This is a genomic window from uncultured Arthrobacter sp. (genome assembly GCF_964021775.1).
Classification (GTDB): Bacteria; Actinomycetota; Actinomycetes; order Actinomycetales; family Micrococcaceae; genus Arthrobacter.
Genome location: NZ_CAXHZI010000021.1, coordinates 1 through 16037, shown reverse-complemented (window position 1 = coordinate 16037; position 16037 = coordinate 1). Strand labels below are relative to the sequence as shown.

Below are 16037 nucleotides of genomic sequence, written 5' to 3'. Positions count from 1 at the left end.
TGCACACTATGTCCGCCGCTCCGGCCAGGGGAGGGGCATGCTCACTGAGGCAGGGCTACAGAACTAGCCCTTCAGGCACTTCCGGTAGGCGGCCATCGCCGTGCCGTAGTTGGCCTGGCCCACGAGGTCCGCGGGCCGCTTCGGCTTCACCGGCGCGGTGCACTGCGGCGGGACGGGGACGCTGGCCGCGACCAGCACGTCCGCCTTCACCACGGTGCCGGATTCGACGGCGGTGAGCACCAGGGTGCCCGTGCCCGCGGCGGCGCCGGCAGGCACCTTCACATCCACGGTGGCCGCACCGGCGGTCACCGGCACGATGCCGAGCCCGGTCACGGTGCCCGCGGCGTCGGTGAACTCGATACGCAGCGAGGTGTTGGCCGGGCTGCCCAGCGAGGTGAGGTCCAGCTTGGAGACCGCCAGGGTGATGGGGTCCCCGCTCTTGACCTCGGCCGCGGTGGTGTTCACCACGGATACGGAGCGGCGGGCGAAGTCCGGCGAGACGGGGTTGTGCGTCTGCAGGTACTTGATCCACGCGTCACGGTCCACCAGCCCGGAGTCCTTGGTGCCGGTCCCGGATTTGAAGATGCGGAAGTTGTCGCCACCGGTGGCCAGGAAGCTGAACGTGCCGATCCGGTAGGACTTCGCCGGGTCGATCAGCGCACCGTTGACCCGGATCGCGGTGATCCGGTCGCCCGCGGCGCGGGCGGCGTCGTAGGTGTAGTTGACGTTCTTGGACAGGCCCAGCTGCTGGTAGGCGCGGCTGGGGACCGTGCCGTCCGGGTTGGTCTGCCACTGCTGCTCCAGCAACGTCTTGAACTGCGCACCCGTGAGCGTGGTGGTCCAGAGGTTGTTCACGAACGGCAGCACCGCGTTGGCCTCGGCGTAGGTGATGGTGCCGTCCGGGGCGTAGTACAGCTCGTTGCGCAGGCCGCCGGGGTTGACGACGCCGATCTCGGCGGCGCCGAGCTCCGGTGCCTTGAGCGCGTCGACCAGGGAGTCCGCCACGAGGTTGCCCAGGGTGGATTCACTGGCGCGGTCGTCACGCACGGCGGGGGTTCCGCCGAACGCCGTCGTGATGTCCGCGGTGACCTTGCCGACCGGCTGGTTGCCGATCACGGCTGCGTCGGCGACCGCTTTGTCCACAATGGCCTTGACCGCGGCCACCCGCGGGTAGGCAGCGACCAGGTCGGCGGCCGGGTCCGTGGTGCGCTTGACGTTGGCCGCCTTGTAGCCGGTGACGGACATGGTGTTCGTGTCGATGGTGAGCTGGATCTGCCCGATGAACTCGCCGTAGTTGCCGGTCTGAACGATCGGACGGGTCTTGCCCGTCGGCTGGCCGGCTGCATCCAGCACGGGTGCGTCCCACGCGTACTGCTTGTGGGTGTGGCCGTTGAAGATCGCGGCAACATCCGGCGTGACTTCCTGGACCATCTTGGCGAACGGGCCGCCGGCGGCGATTTCCTGCTCCAGGGTGGCGCCTTCAGGCGTGCCGGAACCGGCGCCGTCGTGGTTCTCCACGATGATCACGTCGGCGAGCTTGTCAGCCTTGAGCTTCGCGGCGACGCGGTTGATGGCCTCGACGGGATCGCCGAATTCGAGGTCCGCGATGCCGGCGGGGGTGACCAGTGAGGGTACTTCCTGTGTCACGGTGCCGATCACGGCGACCTTGATCCCGTTCATGTCCAGCACGGTGTACTCCGGCAAGGCCGGCTCGGTGGTGCCCTTTTTGTAGACGTTGGCACCCAGGTACGGGAACTTCGCGTTGCTGCCGCCGGCGACCACCCGGTCGCGCAGGTCGGCCCAGCCGCCGTCGAACTCGTGGTTGCCCACGGCCGAGGTGCGCAGCTCCAGGGCGTTCAGCACATCAATGGTCGGCTGGTCCTTGGCAACGGCCGAGGCGAACAGCGAAGCGCCGATGTTGTCTCCGGCGGAGAGGAACGCGGTGGCGCCGGGGGCCGCGGCCGCCCGGAGCTTCTCGATGGTTCCCGCGAACAGCACAGTGTTGGAATCGATGCGGCCATGGAAGTCGTTGATGCCCAGGAAGTTCAGGTCAACGCTGGCCGGGGTCGCGGGCAGGTTGAGCCCAACGACGACCGGATCGTGGTCGCTGGCGCGGAACTGGTCCGGAGCATAGTAGTCAGTGACGTTGTTGTTGTAGCGGCTGTATTCCAGCGCCACGGATTCCACCGAGTTGATGTTCCAGATGTCCGCGCCGGTCACGACGGCGTTCGCCGCCGGTGAGGCGAGGATGTGGTCCAGCGAGCCCACCAGGCCGCCGTAGAGGTAGGAGTGCTTGGCCGTGCCGTCGGCGTTCTTGGCCTTGTCGTCCTGGTTGACGTACCCCGCCGCCGTGAGGACGTTGATCGGGTCCTCCTTGGCGTAGGAGTTGAAGTCGCCGATCAGGAAGACCTTGTCGGTGCCCTTGGATTTCTGCAGCTCGTCGGCGAAGGCCAGCAGGGACTGCGCCTGGGCGGTGCGGGCGAGGTTCGAATTGCCCTGGCCCTTGTCGGTGTCATCCGGCGTCGCTGCGGAGCCCTTGGACTTGAAGTGGTTGGCGATCGCGATGAACTTCTTGTCATCGGCGGCGCCCACGGGCTTGAACACCTGGGCCAGCGGCTTGCGGGCGCTGGCGAAGGCCACCGTGTCGTTGTGGATGATGGATTCGCCCACCGGTTCGGCCGCGGCCTTTTTGTAGATGAAGGCGGTGCGGATCATGTCCTCGTCGGACAGCGGGGGCGCGTTGGCGGGGGTGCGGACGTAGTCCCAGATGCCGGGCGTGGCGATGTTCAGGGCGTCCACCAGCTTGGCCAGGGCGTCGTCCCGGTTCTTGCCGAACTGGGCAGAGTTCTCGACCTCCATCAGGGTGACGACGTCGGCGCCGGACTTGGAGATGGCGGCCACGATCTTGTCCTGCTGGCGCTTGAAGTTCTCGGCGTTGGCGGCGCCGCGGACGTCGCAACCACCCCTGACGGTGATGGGGTTGCCCGCGCGGTCCGTGTAGAACGTGCAGCCGGCGACCTGGTCGCCGGTGGTGGGGAAGTAGTTCAGCACGTTGAAGGAGGCAAGCTTCAGGTTGCCGCCCACCGCCGTCGGGGCCTCCGCGCGGGTGGCGCCGAAGCCGGCCGGCTGGACCGTGTCCGCGTTGTCGGCGGTCAGCTGGGTCAGCGGCTGGAACTTCCAGGAGTCGTTGGCGTAGCTGAGCACCACGTTGGTCTTGAACGTCACCGGCGCGCCCACCCGGACGTGATCCGCGGGGGTCAGGTACGGCAGGGTCAGCGCCTTGTTGGCGGCGTCCTTGAGGAAGTTGGTGCTGGCGCCGTCGTCGAGCTTAATGCCGCGGGCGGCGTTGGCCGCGACGGTGGCGGTGTACTCGGCGGAGCCATAGGGGGCGACGGCGGTGGGCTGCTCCAGCGGGGTGGTGCCGCCGGCCAAGCCGATTTCGCCGTACTGGTTGAGCGAGTAGTTGTCCGCGACGGTGACCGGACCCTGCGGCGTCAGCAGCATGGCTTCCAGGGATTCGCGGAACGCCTCGTCGGCCGGGAGGGCGAAGCCGGTGGCCTTGACCTCGGGGGCGGCCTCGGTCAGCTTGGCGACCGCCGTGGCGTTGAGCTGGGTCATGCCGTAGTACTCGGCAACACTGCCCGTGACCTCGACGTAGTCGCCGATCTGCACCGAAGCCACCGCGGCCGGTGCATAGACGAAGATGGCGTCCGAGGCGGTGTGGTTGGCCGGGGTCAGGTCGCCGCCGGTTCCGGGGGTCTGCAGGTAGAAGCCCGCAAATCCGCCGGTCGGGAAGGCCGCGGTGACCTTGCCGCGGGTGCTGACGGAAGTGCCGGCCAGCGGGCTGGCCGTGCCGGTGCCCTGGATCTCCGCGATGCTCTTGGAGACCGGGGGAGTGACCGGTGCCGGCTCAACCGGGGCGGCTTCGCCGTTGACGGCCTTGGGGGTGATCGCGGCGTTGAGGGCGAAGTCCGCGGCGTTGTTGTTGCTGTCAACGCCGTTGCTGCGGTTCAGGCTCTTGACGTCCCCGGTGCCCGACGGCGCCGTTGCCGCCTGGGTTTCGAACGTGGTGGAGGTCCCGTAGCCCAGCAGGTCGGCGACGTTCGCGGGTTCGACGACGGAGCCGGTCGCCAGCGGGTTCAAGGCCGTGGACTGCTTGGCCAGGACGATCGTTCCGCCCGCGATGGCCGGGTTGAACCCGGTGGCGGTGGCGTCGGCGGCGGGCAGGTCCAGTCCGGCAGTGCCGTTGCTGCCGCCCTTGAGCAGGTAATACCCCTTGGCGGGGACGGTGCCGGACAGGGGCACCGTGGTGCTCGGCGCGACGCTGCTCGTGGCGGAGCGGTACTGGACGGACCAGCCGTCCAGCGTGACCGGGGCATCCGAGGTGTTGTACAGCTCGACGAACTTGTTCTTGTAGGCCGCGCCGGCGCTGCCGCCGCTGAGGTAGGCCTCGTTGATGACGACTGGCGAAGTTCCGGCGGCCGCCGGTGAGACCTCCAGTGCGGCGGCGGGCAGAGCCGTCAGCGGCGCTGCGATGAGCCCCGCGGACAGGGCTGTGCCCAGCGCTGTTTTCCAAGGTGTTATTTTCATCCGCTCTAACTCTCATGAGGGTGCCCGGGTAAGGGCTGGGTGGAGTGTGTCCGGGTCAATGGCCCGCGGACCGGCCGGTCTGCTCCTGGTCAAGCAGAATCCGGCACAGCAAAACAGGGGTGAATGAACACAAGATGGATTGCATGTGCATTCGGCGAGACGGCCCCCAGCGGAACGCCTCACAGCCGGCACGGAACCCCAACAAGGTGCCCCAGCGACGGTGTTGGTAGAGCATTTTTGTCAGCCCGGCCTTCCCCCGGCCCGGGCACTCAAAAGAATACCGGCCAGTAGCCGCAGGGGAAGCGGTTGGCCGGTATTTCTTACAGCAATTTTTCCAAAGGATTTACTTGGCGCCCGGACTCAGGCGTTTCCCGTGCCGGAGCCTTCCCGGGCGGTGTCCGCCACGATCTTGAACAGGGCGCCGGAGGGATCGCTGAGGGTGGCGATCCGGCCGAACGGGGTGTCCTCGGGGGCGTTGACGACCGTTGCGCCCAGCGCCTCGGCCTTGGCAGCGGTGGCGTCTGCGTCCTGGACGGCGAAGTAGACCTGCCAGTGGGAGGGAACCCCGGCCGGCAGGTAGCCGGAGGCGTCCATGATGCCGGCTTTGGCGGCGTCGCCCGCGCCGAGCGTGGTGTAGCGGAAGTCCGGGGTGTCGCTCATAACATCCGTGTCCCAGCCGAACACATCCTGGTAGAACTTCACGGCCGCGGCGTACTCCTTGGTGTGCAGTTCGTGCCAGGCCGGGGCACCGGGCTCGGCCGCTAGTTCGAACCCCTGCATTTCGCGCGGCTCCCACACTCCGATCGAGGCGCCGGTCGCATCGGCGAACATGGCCATTTTGCCTTGTTCGGGCACGTCCATCGGTTCCAGGTAAACCTGCCCGCCGTGCGCCTTCACGGCCTCGGCGGTTGCGGCGGCGTCGTCGGCGCGCAGGTACGTGCTCCACACATCAGGGGAGCCGGCCTGCTCCGCCATCTTCTGCATCAACCCGGCCACGGACTTACCGTTCTTCGCAGCGGTGATGTAGCCGCCGTATTTCACTTCGTCGCCGGTTTCGAAGGTCCAGCCGAAGAGATCGCCGTAAAAGGACTTGGCTTGCTCCGTGTCCGAGGTCATGAGGTCGATCCAGCACGGTGCGCCGGGGGTGATGTCAGGGGTGGGCATAGCGTTCTCCTGCCTTGCGCGGCCCCCGTGCGTGCTTCCCCGGTGGCCGCAGCTTGCTGGTGGATGGGCCGGGCAAGGAGAGACTATTCCCGGAGGCAGACAGTTTCAATGGTGCGCCCCCGGGACGCCCCGGCTGCGCCTGCGCTCAGGCCTGGTTGAAGCGGACCATGTTGCCGGAGGGGTCGCGGAAGGCGCAGTCCCGCGGCCCCCACGGCTGCACGATGGGTTCCTGGAGCACCTCCGCCCCGGCTGCGCGGACAGCTTCGAACGTGGCATCGAGGTCATCCGTGCGGAACACGATCACGGGCAGCACCCCCTTGGTGAGCAACTGCTGGAGTGCGTCGCCGTCGTCCTGGGAACGGCCGGCGTGCGGGGGAGAAAGCACGATCTCCAGATCGGGCTGGGCAGTGCTGCCCAGGGTGACCCAGCGGTGGCCGTCCGAGCCGACGTCGTTGCGCACCTCCAGGCCAAGCGCATCGCGGTAGAAGGCGAGCGACTCGTCGACGTCGTTGACGGTGATTTGTGCGTACTGCAATGAAATGTTCATGGCTCCCACGCTAGGGGAGCGGCGGAAATGATGCTTCTTCAATCCTGCTCGGCCTTCGCGGAGGCCGCGTGTGCTGCCGTGCCACGCACGGCGGCATCGCCTTGACCGCGTGGTGCTCCCTTGCCCGGTATGCGCTGGGCGGCATGCCGACGATCTCGGTGAACCGGGAACTGAACGAGCCCAGGGACGTACAGCCGACGTCCATGCAGGCGTTGGTCACGCTGGCACCGGCCCGCAGCAGCGCCATGGCACGCTCGATCCGCCGGGTCATGAGGTAGTTGTAGGGTGTTTCGCCGTAGGCCGCCTTGAACAGCCGGGAAAAGTGCGCCGGGGACATGAGGGCGCCAGCGGCCATGGTGGGCACGTCCAGCGGCCGGGCGTAGTTGCGGTCGATCAGGTCCCGCGCCCGGCGCAGGTGGGCCAGGTTTGCCAGCTCCTGCGGGGTCATGCCGCCAGTTTAGCGCCGACGACGAAGGGATAGTCAGGGGGTCCGCTCAGCCTACGAAGGCTGGCCCGGCTCCGCGGCGCGCTCGCGGAAGACCAGCACCGGGCAGTGGGCATGGTGGACGGTGTGGGTCGACACGGAGCCAAGCAGCATGCCCGCGAATCCACCGTGGCCGCGTGAGCCCACGGCAATCAGCTCGGCTTCCCGTGAGGCGTCCACGAGCGCCGCGGCGGCGTTGCCTTGCACCAGGCGTCCGGTGATCTCCACGCCCTGGTCGCCGACGCGTGCCAGCTCCGCCTCGAGGACTATCCGGGCGTCCGACTCGAAGATCCCGTAATCCCAGGCCTGGCCAAGGGCGTCGCTGACGTAGGGGAAGCTCCAGGCCGCCAGGGCCAGCACCTGGCCGCCGCGTAATTTGGCTTCGTCAACCGCCCAGTCCAGGGCGGCTTGGGACTGCGGCGAGCCATCGACCCCGACTACGATCCTGAATACCCCGTTGCCGGCCATTAGACCTCCGCTTCATCGATGGGTCCCGGGAACTGCAGGGATACCCCATCTTGGCACTGCCGGCGGTGAACCGGGAGGGGGCCCCTTTAAAGCCACCAGCCGGAGTTACCAGGCCAAGTCACCAGGCCAAGGATTTTGCCTGGTGCGGTTTGATCGCAGATGTCTGGCCGCAGTTCGAACAGGTGATCCGGTAGCTCCTGGACGTGGTGAAGACGGGGATGAAGAACAGCGTGAACTTCGTCGCGCGTTGCTGCAGGCGGTGCTGCACGAACTGGCGGCAGCGCTGGCAGGTGGCCGGTCGGCCGGGCAACTCGTTCAGCACGGTCTTGAGGCCAAAAAGTAGAAACATGGGTGGCACCTTTCGCGGGTGGTCAGGCCCTCGGCGAGAGACGGGCGGCGAGGCCCGTGAGCAGGATGGTGATGCCCTCGTCCAGTTCGGCTTTACCGTCGTAATCGGCGAGGACCGGCGCGAGGGCCCGGAGTCGGGGGAAGTCCTTTGGCGGCAGCCGGTGTAGGCCCAGGCGCAAGAGTGCTTCGTTCTCCTCCGGATCCACAATGAATTCCTGCAGCTCGTTGAGGATGTGGCCGTACAAGTAGCCGTAGTAGGCGCGGTAAACGTGCAGCGCGTCGGACGGGGCGAAGCCGGCGTCGATCAACAGGGAAAGAATCTGTTCCAGCGGACGCAGGGTGCCCAGCGGTCGGAGGCCCAGTGGTGTCGACAGGGGGCGGGTCACCAGCAGGGGAACGACATTGGGGTGCCGGAGCGCGAGGTCACGGAGATCGTGGGCGATGCGCCGCAGTTGCGCCTGCCAGTCCGGGTCATCGGGGAAGATGGCCAACTCGTTCAGGACGAGCTCGGAGACGCCGTCCAGCAGGGCGGCGCGGTTTTCGGCGTAGCGGTACAGGCTCATCGGGTCCCGGCCGAGTTCCTGGCCGAGCCGGCGCATGGTGAGCGCCTCCAGGCCTTCGGAATCAACCAGCGTCAATGCCGTGCACAGCACCAGTTCCCGGCTGAGTCGCGTCTTCGGGCCGGGGGCCGGGGAGGGCGCCAGCTTCTCTGCGGGGGACATGGGTTTCCGATCCTGTTGTGCGGGGCCGGCCCGATTTAGGGGGCCGTCCCCGGAGGTGAGTCAGCAAGCTTGCCTACAATGAAGTCTACGCCTATTGTCTACAGTGTAGAGAAGTTCCGGATCCCGCCCTGCGGGATCCCAAACCGCTTGGCGGCCCGTGCGTGGCGTTCAAGTAGCTGCTGCTGTAGCCCTCGGCGGCATTAACACGCACCCGGCGGAAACGAGCCATCATGGCAGATTCGCAATACGACCAGTTCCTTCAAGAAGCCACCACCACTGACGCCGCATCCGGGTCCGTTCTAGGACGGGACTGCCTTTACGGCGTGTATACCAGCTGGTGTTTCCTGTCCCGGAGCGTGCCCCGGCCCGAGGATGCCTTCTGGGCAGCCATGAAGGAGAAAAGGATCCGTCCCGGGCGCACTCCGCTGCGCATGAAGGGCCCCGCCGCGGCGGACTACATTCTCTCCAGCTTCCCCGGACTGGTGTGAGGCGGATGGCTGCAAGTTCGGGCACCTACCGGCCGGTTAGCGCCCACCAGCCCCGCGGCCGCCGGCCCTGGTGCGCCGACTGCCACAGTGACCGGCACCTCCTCGCAGGTTCCGCCGCGGTCCTTGATGCCCGCGACGAAACACTGGCTCTGGCTGTGACCTGCACTCGCTGCGGTCTCTCCCGGGTCCTGGCGACCACCGCGACCTTTGCCGCGGCCATTAGCCGCCGACGGAACAGGTGAGGCCGGTGGCGGCAATCTTTCGATCGCCGCCACCGGCCTCAAATCCGCGCAATCGTTGCGCACCCGCGGAAGGTAAGAGATTCGAACTCTTGGTACGGGGTTACCGCACACTGGTTTTCAAGACCAGCTCCATCGGCCGCTCGGACAACCTTCCCTAACGAGTAGTGTTTCATAGCCGGTCAGTAGCCACAAAAAAGCGGCGGCGCTCGCTTGCGGCGCCGGGTTGGCCACATACTCTGGAAGCAGGCGTTGCCCGCACCCTGTGCTGCGGGCGCCCCGCCTGCACGCAATTAGTTAGGAATCGGGAGTACTTCATGAAGGCTGTCTACATCTCCGCGCCCGGTGGTCCGGAGGTCCTGGAGCTTCGTGAGGTCCCCGCGCCCGTTCCGGGCCCGGGCGAGGTGCTGATCGACGTCGTCGCCGCCGGCCTCAACCGGGCGGACGTCCAGCAGCGCAAGGGGTTCTACCCGCCGCCGCCGGGCGCCTCCGACATTCCCGGCCTGGAAGTTTCCGGACGGATCGCCGGGTTCGGCCCCGGTGTCACCAAGCCGTTCTCCGTGGGGGACAAGGTTGTCGCCCTGCTGGCCGGTGGCGGTTACGCCGAAAAAGTGGCGGTGCCCGCCGGTCAGGTGCTGAGGATTCCCGACGGCGTGGACCTCGTGACTGCCGCCTCGTTGCCGGAGGTCGCGGCGACCGTCTACTCCAACCTGGTGATGACGGCCCAGTTGCAGGCGGGGGAGACCGTGCTGATCCATGGGGCCACCGGCGGTATCGGCACCATGGCAATCCAGCTGGCCAAGGCCCTCGGCGCGCACGTGGCCACGACAGCGGGCACCGCGGAGAAGGTCGGCACCGCGAAAGCGTTCCTGGGCGCGGACATCGCGATCAACTACGCGGAGGAGAGCTTCCCGGAGAGCCTGCGCGCCCAGAACGGCGGCAAGGGGGCCGATGTCATCCTCGACGTTGTCGGCGCCAAGTATCTCGGGCAGAACGTGGACGCCCTGGCCGACTACGGACGGCTCGTCGTCATCGGCTTGCAGGGCGGCACCAAGGCTGAACTTGACCTCAATATGCTGCTCCGGAAGCGCGCTGCCATCATCGCCACCTCGCTCCGGCCCCGGCCGGTGGAGGAAAAGACGGTCATCATGAACGCGGTCCGCGACGCCGTCTGGCCACTGGTGGCCGACGGGCGGATCCGGCCTCTGGTGGCCAAGACGTTCCCGCTTGACCAGGTCCAGGCGGCGCACCGCTACTTCGATTCCGGCGAGCACGTCGGCAAGGTCCTGCTCGTCACCTAGACCGACGTGACGCAAAGCATGCGCGAAGTGGCATATGCCGGGTCGCTGCCTGCGGCAAATAACGATAATGTAATTCCATACGCGGTATACACGCGTCTTGGGGCGCGTGTATAACGTCGTCCTGCTAGCCTCGGGGGCACCATGTCTATCCGTCACAGCCTCCTCGCGCTGCTGCAGGAGCGGCCCCGCTACGGGTACCAGCTCAGGACCGAGTTCGAGGACCGCACCGGCGCGTCCTGGCCGCTGAACATCGGGCAGGTTTACACCACCCTCGACCGCCTTGAACGCGACGGCCTGATCCAAAAGGACGGCGCCGACGGCGAAGGCCATGTCATCTACAGCATCACCCCGGCGGGGCTGGACGAGGTCCGGGACTGGTTCCGCGCCCCCGTCGGCCGCACCAACCCGCCGCGCAACGAACTCGCCATCAAGCTCGCTCTCGCTCTCACGCTGCCCGCCGTCGACGTCGGCGCCCTCATCCAGGCGCAGCGCGCCGTCTCAATCCGGGCGCTGCAGGAGTACACCAAAGCCCGGCGCGAGGCAGTTGTGCACCCGCGCCCGGAGGACACGGCCAGGCTGTTGGTCCTGGACTCGCTCATTTTCCAGACCGAGGCTGAAGTCCGGTGGCTGGACCTCTGCGAGGCGCGCCTGATGCAGCTGGCCGGCCCGGCCTGACAACCGGCCCGGCCTGACAACCGGCCCGGCCTGACAACGGCTCGGTGTGATGCCGTTCACCGCGGACTCCGCACCGCTCGGCGAGCGGCGCGGCGCGGCGGGCCCGCGGCCGTATCCATCGGGAAGCCGCGTTGATAAGGTGCCATGGGGCAGATCCGACTGCTGATCTGTCACCCGGGGTTTCTCAAGGAGGAGACATGGGCACAATGCCAGACGGCGGACCAAACACCGCACAAATCGACGACGGCATCACACCGGTACCGGGCCTTCCGCCCACGGCCGTCGACGAGTCCGTCCGCGAAGCTGAAGAGCGCAAGTGGACACCCGCGAAAATCGCCCTCTGGGTGGCCATCGCACTGCTGGGCGGCGTCGCCTGGTTCATGCTCGCGATCGTCCGCGGCGAGACGGTCAACGCAATCTGGTTTGTGTTCGCCTCTGTTTGCACCTACCTGATCGGTTACCGCTTCTATTCCAAGGTCATCGAGCGGTACATCACCAAGCCGAACGACCGCCGCGCCACCCCCGCCGAATACAAGGCAGACGGCAAGGACTACGTCCGCACCGACCGCAACGTGCTTTTCGGCCACCACTTCGCCGCCATCGCCGGCGCCGGGCCCCTCGTCGGCCCGGTCATCGCGGCCCAGATGGGCTACCTGCCCGGCACCATCTGGATCATCATCGGCGTCGTCCTTGCCGGCGCCGTCCAGGACTACCTGGTCCTCTTCTTCTCAATGCGCCGCGGCGGCCGCTCGCTCGGCCAGATGGCCCGTGAGGAACTCGGCGTAATCGGCGGCACCGCCGCCCTCATCGCCACGCTGCTCATCATGGTGATCATCGTCGCCATCCTGGCGCTCGTCGTCGTCAACGCCCTCGGCGAAAGCCCCTGGGGTGTCTTCTCCGTGGGCATGACCATCCCGATCGCCCTGTTCATGGGCGTCTACCTGCGCTACCTCCGCCCCGGCCAGGTCATGGAAGTCTCCCTCATCGGCTTCGTGCTGCTGATGGCCGCCATCATCGGCGGCGGCGCCGTGGCCGGCACCGAGTGGGGTGCCGCATTCTTCCACCTGGATAAGGTCACCATCGCCTGGGGCCTGATCATCTACGGCTTCATCGCCGCCATCCTGCCCGTGTGGCTGCTGCTCGCACCGCGCGACTACCTCTCCACCTTCATGAAGATCGGTGTGATCGTGATGCTGGCCCTGGCCATCATCGTGGTTCGGCCCGAGATTACCGTGCCCGCATTCAGCGAATTCGCCTCCCGCGACAACGGACCGGTCTTCGCCGGAGCCGTCTTCCCGTTCCTCTTCGTGACCATCGCCTGCGGCGCACTCTCCGGCTTCCACGCCCTGATCTCCTCCGGCACGACGCCGAAGCTCATCGAGAAGGAACGCCAGACCCGCCTCATCGGCTACGGCGGCATGCTGATGGAATCCTTCGTCGCCATCATGGCGCTCGTCGCAGCGATCTCGATCGACCGCGGCATCTACTTCGCCATGAACGCGCCGCTCGCCCTGACCGGCGGCACGGTCGAATCGGCTGCGCAGTGGGTCAACAGCCTGGGTCTGGCCGGGGTCAACATGACCCCCGACGTCCTCGCCCAGACCGCCAAGGACGTCGGCGAGCAGAGCATCATCTCCCGCTCCGGCGGCGCCCCCACCCTCGCCGTCGGCCTGGCCCACATCATGCAGCAGTTCATCGGCGGCACCGCCATGATGGCGTTCTGGTACCACTTCGCGATCATGTTCGAAGCGCTCTTCATCCTGACGGCGGTCGACGCCGGCACCCGCGTCGCGCGCTTTATGCTGCAGGACTCGATCGGCAACTTCGTCCCGAAGTTCAAGGACCACTCCTGGCGGCCGGGGGCCTGGCTCGCCACCGCGGTGATGGTCGCCGCATGGGGCGCCGTGCTGCTGATGGGCGTCACCGACCCGCTGGGCGGCATCAACACGCTGTTCCCGCTGTTCGGCATCGCCAACCAGCTGCTCGCAGCCATCGCCCTGTCGGTGGTCCTGGCCATTGTGGCCAAGCGCGGCACCTTCAAGTACCTCTGGATCGTGGCGCTCCCGCTGGCCTTCGCGGCCGTCGTCACCATCACCGCGAGCTTCTACAAGATCTTCTCGCCGGTCCCGGCCGTCGGGTACTTCGCCAACAACGCAGCGTTCGCCAAGGCACTTGCCGACGGGAAGACCTCCTTCGGCACGGCCAAGACGCAGGCTGCCATGGAAGCCGTGGTCCGCAACACGATGATCCAGGGCTGGCTCTCGATCATCTTTGTGGTGCTGAGCATCATCGTCATCGTCACGGCCCTGATCGCCACCGCCAAGGCCTTCCGCAACGCCTCGGCCGGTATTGCCAACGTTGAGTACGAGGATCCGGCGCAGCCGTCCCGCGTTTTCGCGCCGGCCGGGCTGTTCCCGACCGCGGCGGAGCGCGAACTGGACGCGGAGTGGAAGAAGCTGCCGGCAGACCAGCGGCTCGAACACTCCGCACGGCACTGACGGTTGCGGCCATGAATGCCCTCGTAGCGGGATTCCGCGGCTTCGCCGAGTACTTCAGCGGTGTCCTCGGAGCCGATGCCTACAAGAAGTACCTGGAGCACCACCAGGCCTCTGGCCACGACGGTCCGCCGATGTGTGAGCGCGACTTCTGGCGGGACCACACGGACCGCCAGGACAGCAACCCGCAGGGCCGCTGCTGCTAAGTGGGCCTCTGCCTGCCGAAGGCGCCGCTGGGAACACCCGTTCCCGGCGGCGCCTTCGCCCGTTTTCGGCGCCGGTTCCGGGTACGACGCCGGACCCGGAACCGATCGTCATGTGCCTCGGCCCTCTGCCTCCGCGCGTGAGAGTATGAAGCCATGAGCGATCCGATCGACACTCAGTCCGGCGACGACAACCCGATGGAGGGCGTCACCACGCCCGCGGCAGCGCAGGATGCCTCCGCGGCCGGCGCACCGGCCCCGCGCCTTTCCGATTCAGCCGGGCCGGGCCCGCGCGGCCGCGCAAGCCACCTGCAGGACTTGGTGGACGAACCGGCGAAGGTCATGCGCATCGGCACCATGCTCAAGCAACTGCTGGACGAAGTGAAGTCCGCCCCGCTGGACGATGCGGCCCGGATCCGGCTGGCCGAAATCCACGAACGCTCCATCAAGGAACTCGAAGACGGGCTGGCCCCCGAGCTGGTCCGGGAGCTTGAACGGATCCACCTGCCGTTTACCGAGGACGGCACCCCCTCCGACGCTGAACTGCGCATCGCCCAGGCCCAGCTGGTCGGCTGGCTCGAAGGCCTCTTCCACGGGATCCAGACGGCGATCGCTGCCCAGCACGCCGCCCGGGAGCACGCGGCCGCGCAGCTCCAGCTCCGCCAGCTGCCGCCGGGCACCATGATCGCGCCCGGCGTCATCATCGGGGAAAACGGTGAACCCCAGCGGGCCGCCGAGCCACAGCCCGGCGCGGATCCGACGCAACCCGCCCGCCCGGCCGATCCGGACCACGGTCCCGGCCAGTACCTCTAGGCCACAATTGGGATTCTTCAGCGCCGCGCGGCAGGGACGCAAGGACGACGCGGAACTCGGGAAGGGCCTGTGGCGGCGCGCCCACGACCGGTTCGTCCGGGGACTGGACCGGTACCACCAGGTGCTCGAAGGCGTCGAGGATGAGGCGCTCTACGCAGAACTGGTCGAGATCGCCAACGAGCTCTCCGAACTTGCCGTCCGGGTCCGGCAGATTTGCATGGAAGCGCAGCGCCGCTCGCCCAGCGACGGCCTCGACATCCCCGGGGCGTTGGCCGGCGTGCACCGCTCGCTGTCGACGGCGGGGAACTCACTGGCCATGACGGCGGAAGCGGCGGCCATGCTCCGCCTCGCCGTCGGGCCGGTGCCGGTGGGCGCCGCATCGGTGCGGCGCCGCGCGGAGACGGTCGTGGAACACATTGACGACGCCGAACGCCGCCTCGCCGAGGCGCCCACAGAACCCTGACGGCGGGCACCGGGGCCGGATATTCCGGGTTAAGCGCCTAGCTTAGCGGGGGCAAAACACTGGCATCAGCCGGTGTGACTTGGCAGGATAAAAAGATGACTTCTTCTCCTGAACTGACATTCAACGACGGTAACACCATCCCGCAGCTCGGCTACGGGGTATGGCAGGTTGAGGACGACGTGGCCGAAAAGGTCGTCGTCCAGGCGTTCGAGGCCGGCTACCGGCACATCGACACCGCCAAGATCTACGGGAACGAAGCCGGCGTGGGCCGCGCCATCGCCCGTTCCGGGCTCAAGCCGGAGGAAATCTTCATCACCACGAAGCTGTGGAACGCGGACCAGGGCTATGACTCCACGCTGAAGGCGTTCGAGGAATCCATGGAACGCCTCGGCCTCGAGACCCTGGACCTCTACCTCATCCACTGGATGCAGCCGAAGCAGGACAAGTACGTGGACACCTGGAAGGCGCTCATCGAACTGCAGAAGCAGGGGCGCGTCAAGACCATCGGCGTCTCCAACTTCACCAAGGAAGGGCTGCAGCGCCTGATCGACGAAACCGGCGTGGTCCCGGCGATTCACCAGATCGAGCTGCACCCCTTCTTCAACCAGGCGGAGCTGCGTGAATTCAACGCTTCCCATGGCATCCTCACCGAGGCCTGGTCGCCGTTGGGCCAGGGCGGCGAGCTGCTGGAAAGCCCGGTCATCGCCCAGATCGCGGCCAAGCACAATGCCACCCCGGCGCAGGTGGTCATCGCCTGGCACCTCGCGATCGGCAACGTTGTGATCCCCAAGTCGGTGACCGAATCACGCATCCGCGAGAACTACGCGGCACTGGACGTAACCCTCGACCAGACCGATGTCGAGGCGATCAACGGCCTGGACCGCTCCGCCGAGGGCGCCGGCCGCATCGGTGCAGACCCGGCGGTCTCCGACTTCGCCTAATCGGTCCAGTCGGTAACTAAAAGAGCGGTCCAGGGCCTTGGTGAACTGGTCCCCGAAAGTTGGACTGGCCAAGTAAGATCCTAAGCCGCGAGGGCC

At 67.2% G+C, this 16037-nt stretch carries 15 protein-coding genes and 1 tRNA gene; 8 read left to right on the top strand and 8 right to left on the bottom strand.

What is annotated here, in order from left to right:
- Nucleotides 1–63 precede the first annotated feature (63 nt).
- From ABIN76_RS14620 to ABIN76_RS14590, 7 genes are all read right to left on the bottom strand, one after another.
- Nucleotides 64–4590 carry an ExeM/NucH family extracellular endonuclease gene (locus ABIN76_RS14620; protein ID WP_346960408.1) on the bottom strand — a complete coding sequence of 1509 codons (4527 nt, stop codon included), beginning with the start codon at nucleotides 4588–4590 and terminating at the stop codon, nucleotides 64–66.
- 360 nt (nucleotides 4591–4950) lie between these two features.
- Nucleotides 4951–5754: a VOC family protein gene (locus tag ABIN76_RS14615; protein WP_346960407.1), complete on the bottom strand. Its 804-nt coding sequence runs from the start codon at nucleotides 5752–5754 to the stop codon at nucleotides 4951–4953.
- 145 nt (nucleotides 5755–5899) lie between these two features.
- The gene (locus tag ABIN76_RS14610; RefSeq protein WP_346960406.1) at nucleotides 5900–6301 is read right to left on the bottom strand and encodes a VOC family protein; all 402 of its coding nucleotides are present in this window, start codon (nucleotides 6299–6301) and stop codon (nucleotides 5900–5902) included.
- A gap of 10 nt (nucleotides 6302–6311) precedes the next feature.
- Nucleotides 6312–6749 (bottom strand): helix-turn-helix transcriptional regulator, encoded by a 438-nt coding sequence (locus ABIN76_RS14605; RefSeq protein ID WP_346960405.1) that lies wholly within the window; start codon nucleotides 6747–6749, stop codon nucleotides 6312–6314.
- A 51-nt stretch (nucleotides 6750–6800) separates the two neighbouring features.
- Nucleotides 6801–7253 (bottom strand): universal stress protein, encoded by a 453-nt coding sequence (locus ABIN76_RS14600; protein WP_346960404.1) that lies wholly within the window; start codon nucleotides 7251–7253, stop codon nucleotides 6801–6803.
- Between the two features lie 118 nt (nucleotides 7254–7371).
- Nucleotides 7372–7602 (bottom strand): zinc-ribbon domain-containing protein, encoded by a 231-nt coding sequence (locus ABIN76_RS14595; RefSeq protein ID WP_346960403.1) that lies wholly within the window; start codon nucleotides 7600–7602, stop codon nucleotides 7372–7374.
- Between the two features lie 22 nt (nucleotides 7603–7624).
- Entirely contained in the window at nucleotides 7625–8323 is a 699-nt protein-coding gene (locus tag ABIN76_RS14590; RefSeq protein WP_346960402.1) for a TetR/AcrR family transcriptional regulator C-terminal domain-containing protein, read from the bottom strand.
- Between the two features lie 230 nt (nucleotides 8324–8553).
- Between ABIN76_RS14590 and ABIN76_RS14585 the strand changes: the two genes are divergently transcribed.
- Nucleotides 8554–8811 carry a hypothetical protein gene (locus ABIN76_RS14585; protein ID WP_346960401.1) on the top strand — a complete coding sequence of 86 codons (258 nt, stop codon included), beginning with the start codon at nucleotides 8554–8556 and terminating at the stop codon, nucleotides 8809–8811.
- A gap of 308 nt (nucleotides 8812–9119) precedes the next feature.
- Here the strand turns inward: ABIN76_RS14585 and ABIN76_RS14580 are convergent.
- Nucleotides 9120–9207 (bottom strand) — tRNA-Ser (locus tag ABIN76_RS14580).
- Between the two features lie 160 nt (nucleotides 9208–9367).
- Here ABIN76_RS14580 and ABIN76_RS14575 point away from each other — a divergent pair.
- The 7 genes from ABIN76_RS14575 (at nucleotide 9368) to ABIN76_RS14545 (ending at nucleotide 15941) form a co-directional block, all read left to right on the top strand.
- A complete protein-coding gene (locus ABIN76_RS14575; RefSeq protein WP_346960400.1) occupies nucleotides 9368–10351 on the top strand; it encodes an NAD(P)H-quinone oxidoreductase in 984 nt (327 codons plus the stop codon).
- 141 nt (nucleotides 10352–10492) lie between these two features.
- Entirely contained in the window at nucleotides 10493–11026 is a 534-nt protein-coding gene (locus tag ABIN76_RS14570) for a PadR family transcriptional regulator (RefSeq protein WP_346960399.1), read from the top strand.
- Nucleotides 11027–11232: 206 nt separating this feature from the next.
- Nucleotides 11233–13524, top strand: coding sequence for a carbon starvation CstA family protein (locus ABIN76_RS14565; RefSeq protein WP_346960443.1), 2292 nt, complete (start codon nucleotides 11233–11235; stop codon nucleotides 13522–13524).
- A gap of 11 nt (nucleotides 13525–13535) precedes the next feature.
- Nucleotides 13536–13727, top strand: coding sequence for a YbdD/YjiX family protein (locus ABIN76_RS14560; protein WP_346960398.1), 192 nt, complete (start codon nucleotides 13536–13538; stop codon nucleotides 13725–13727).
- A 153-nt stretch (nucleotides 13728–13880) separates the two neighbouring features.
- Nucleotides 13881–14537, top strand: a complete 657-nt coding sequence (locus ABIN76_RS14555; protein WP_346960397.1) for a bacterial proteasome activator family protein — start codon at nucleotides 13881–13883, stop codon at nucleotides 14535–14537.
- 7 nt (nucleotides 14538–14544) lie between these two features.
- Nucleotides 14545–15000 carry a hypothetical protein gene (locus ABIN76_RS14550; protein WP_346960396.1) on the top strand — a complete coding sequence of 152 codons (456 nt, stop codon included), beginning with the start codon at nucleotides 14545–14547 and terminating at the stop codon, nucleotides 14998–15000.
- Nucleotides 15001–15095: 95 nt separating this feature from the next.
- Complete coding sequence (locus ABIN76_RS14545) at nucleotides 15096–15941, top strand: aldo/keto reductase (RefSeq protein ID WP_346960395.1); 846 nt, start codon at nucleotides 15096–15098, stop codon at nucleotides 15939–15941.
- Nucleotides 15942–16037 lie beyond the last annotated feature (96 nt).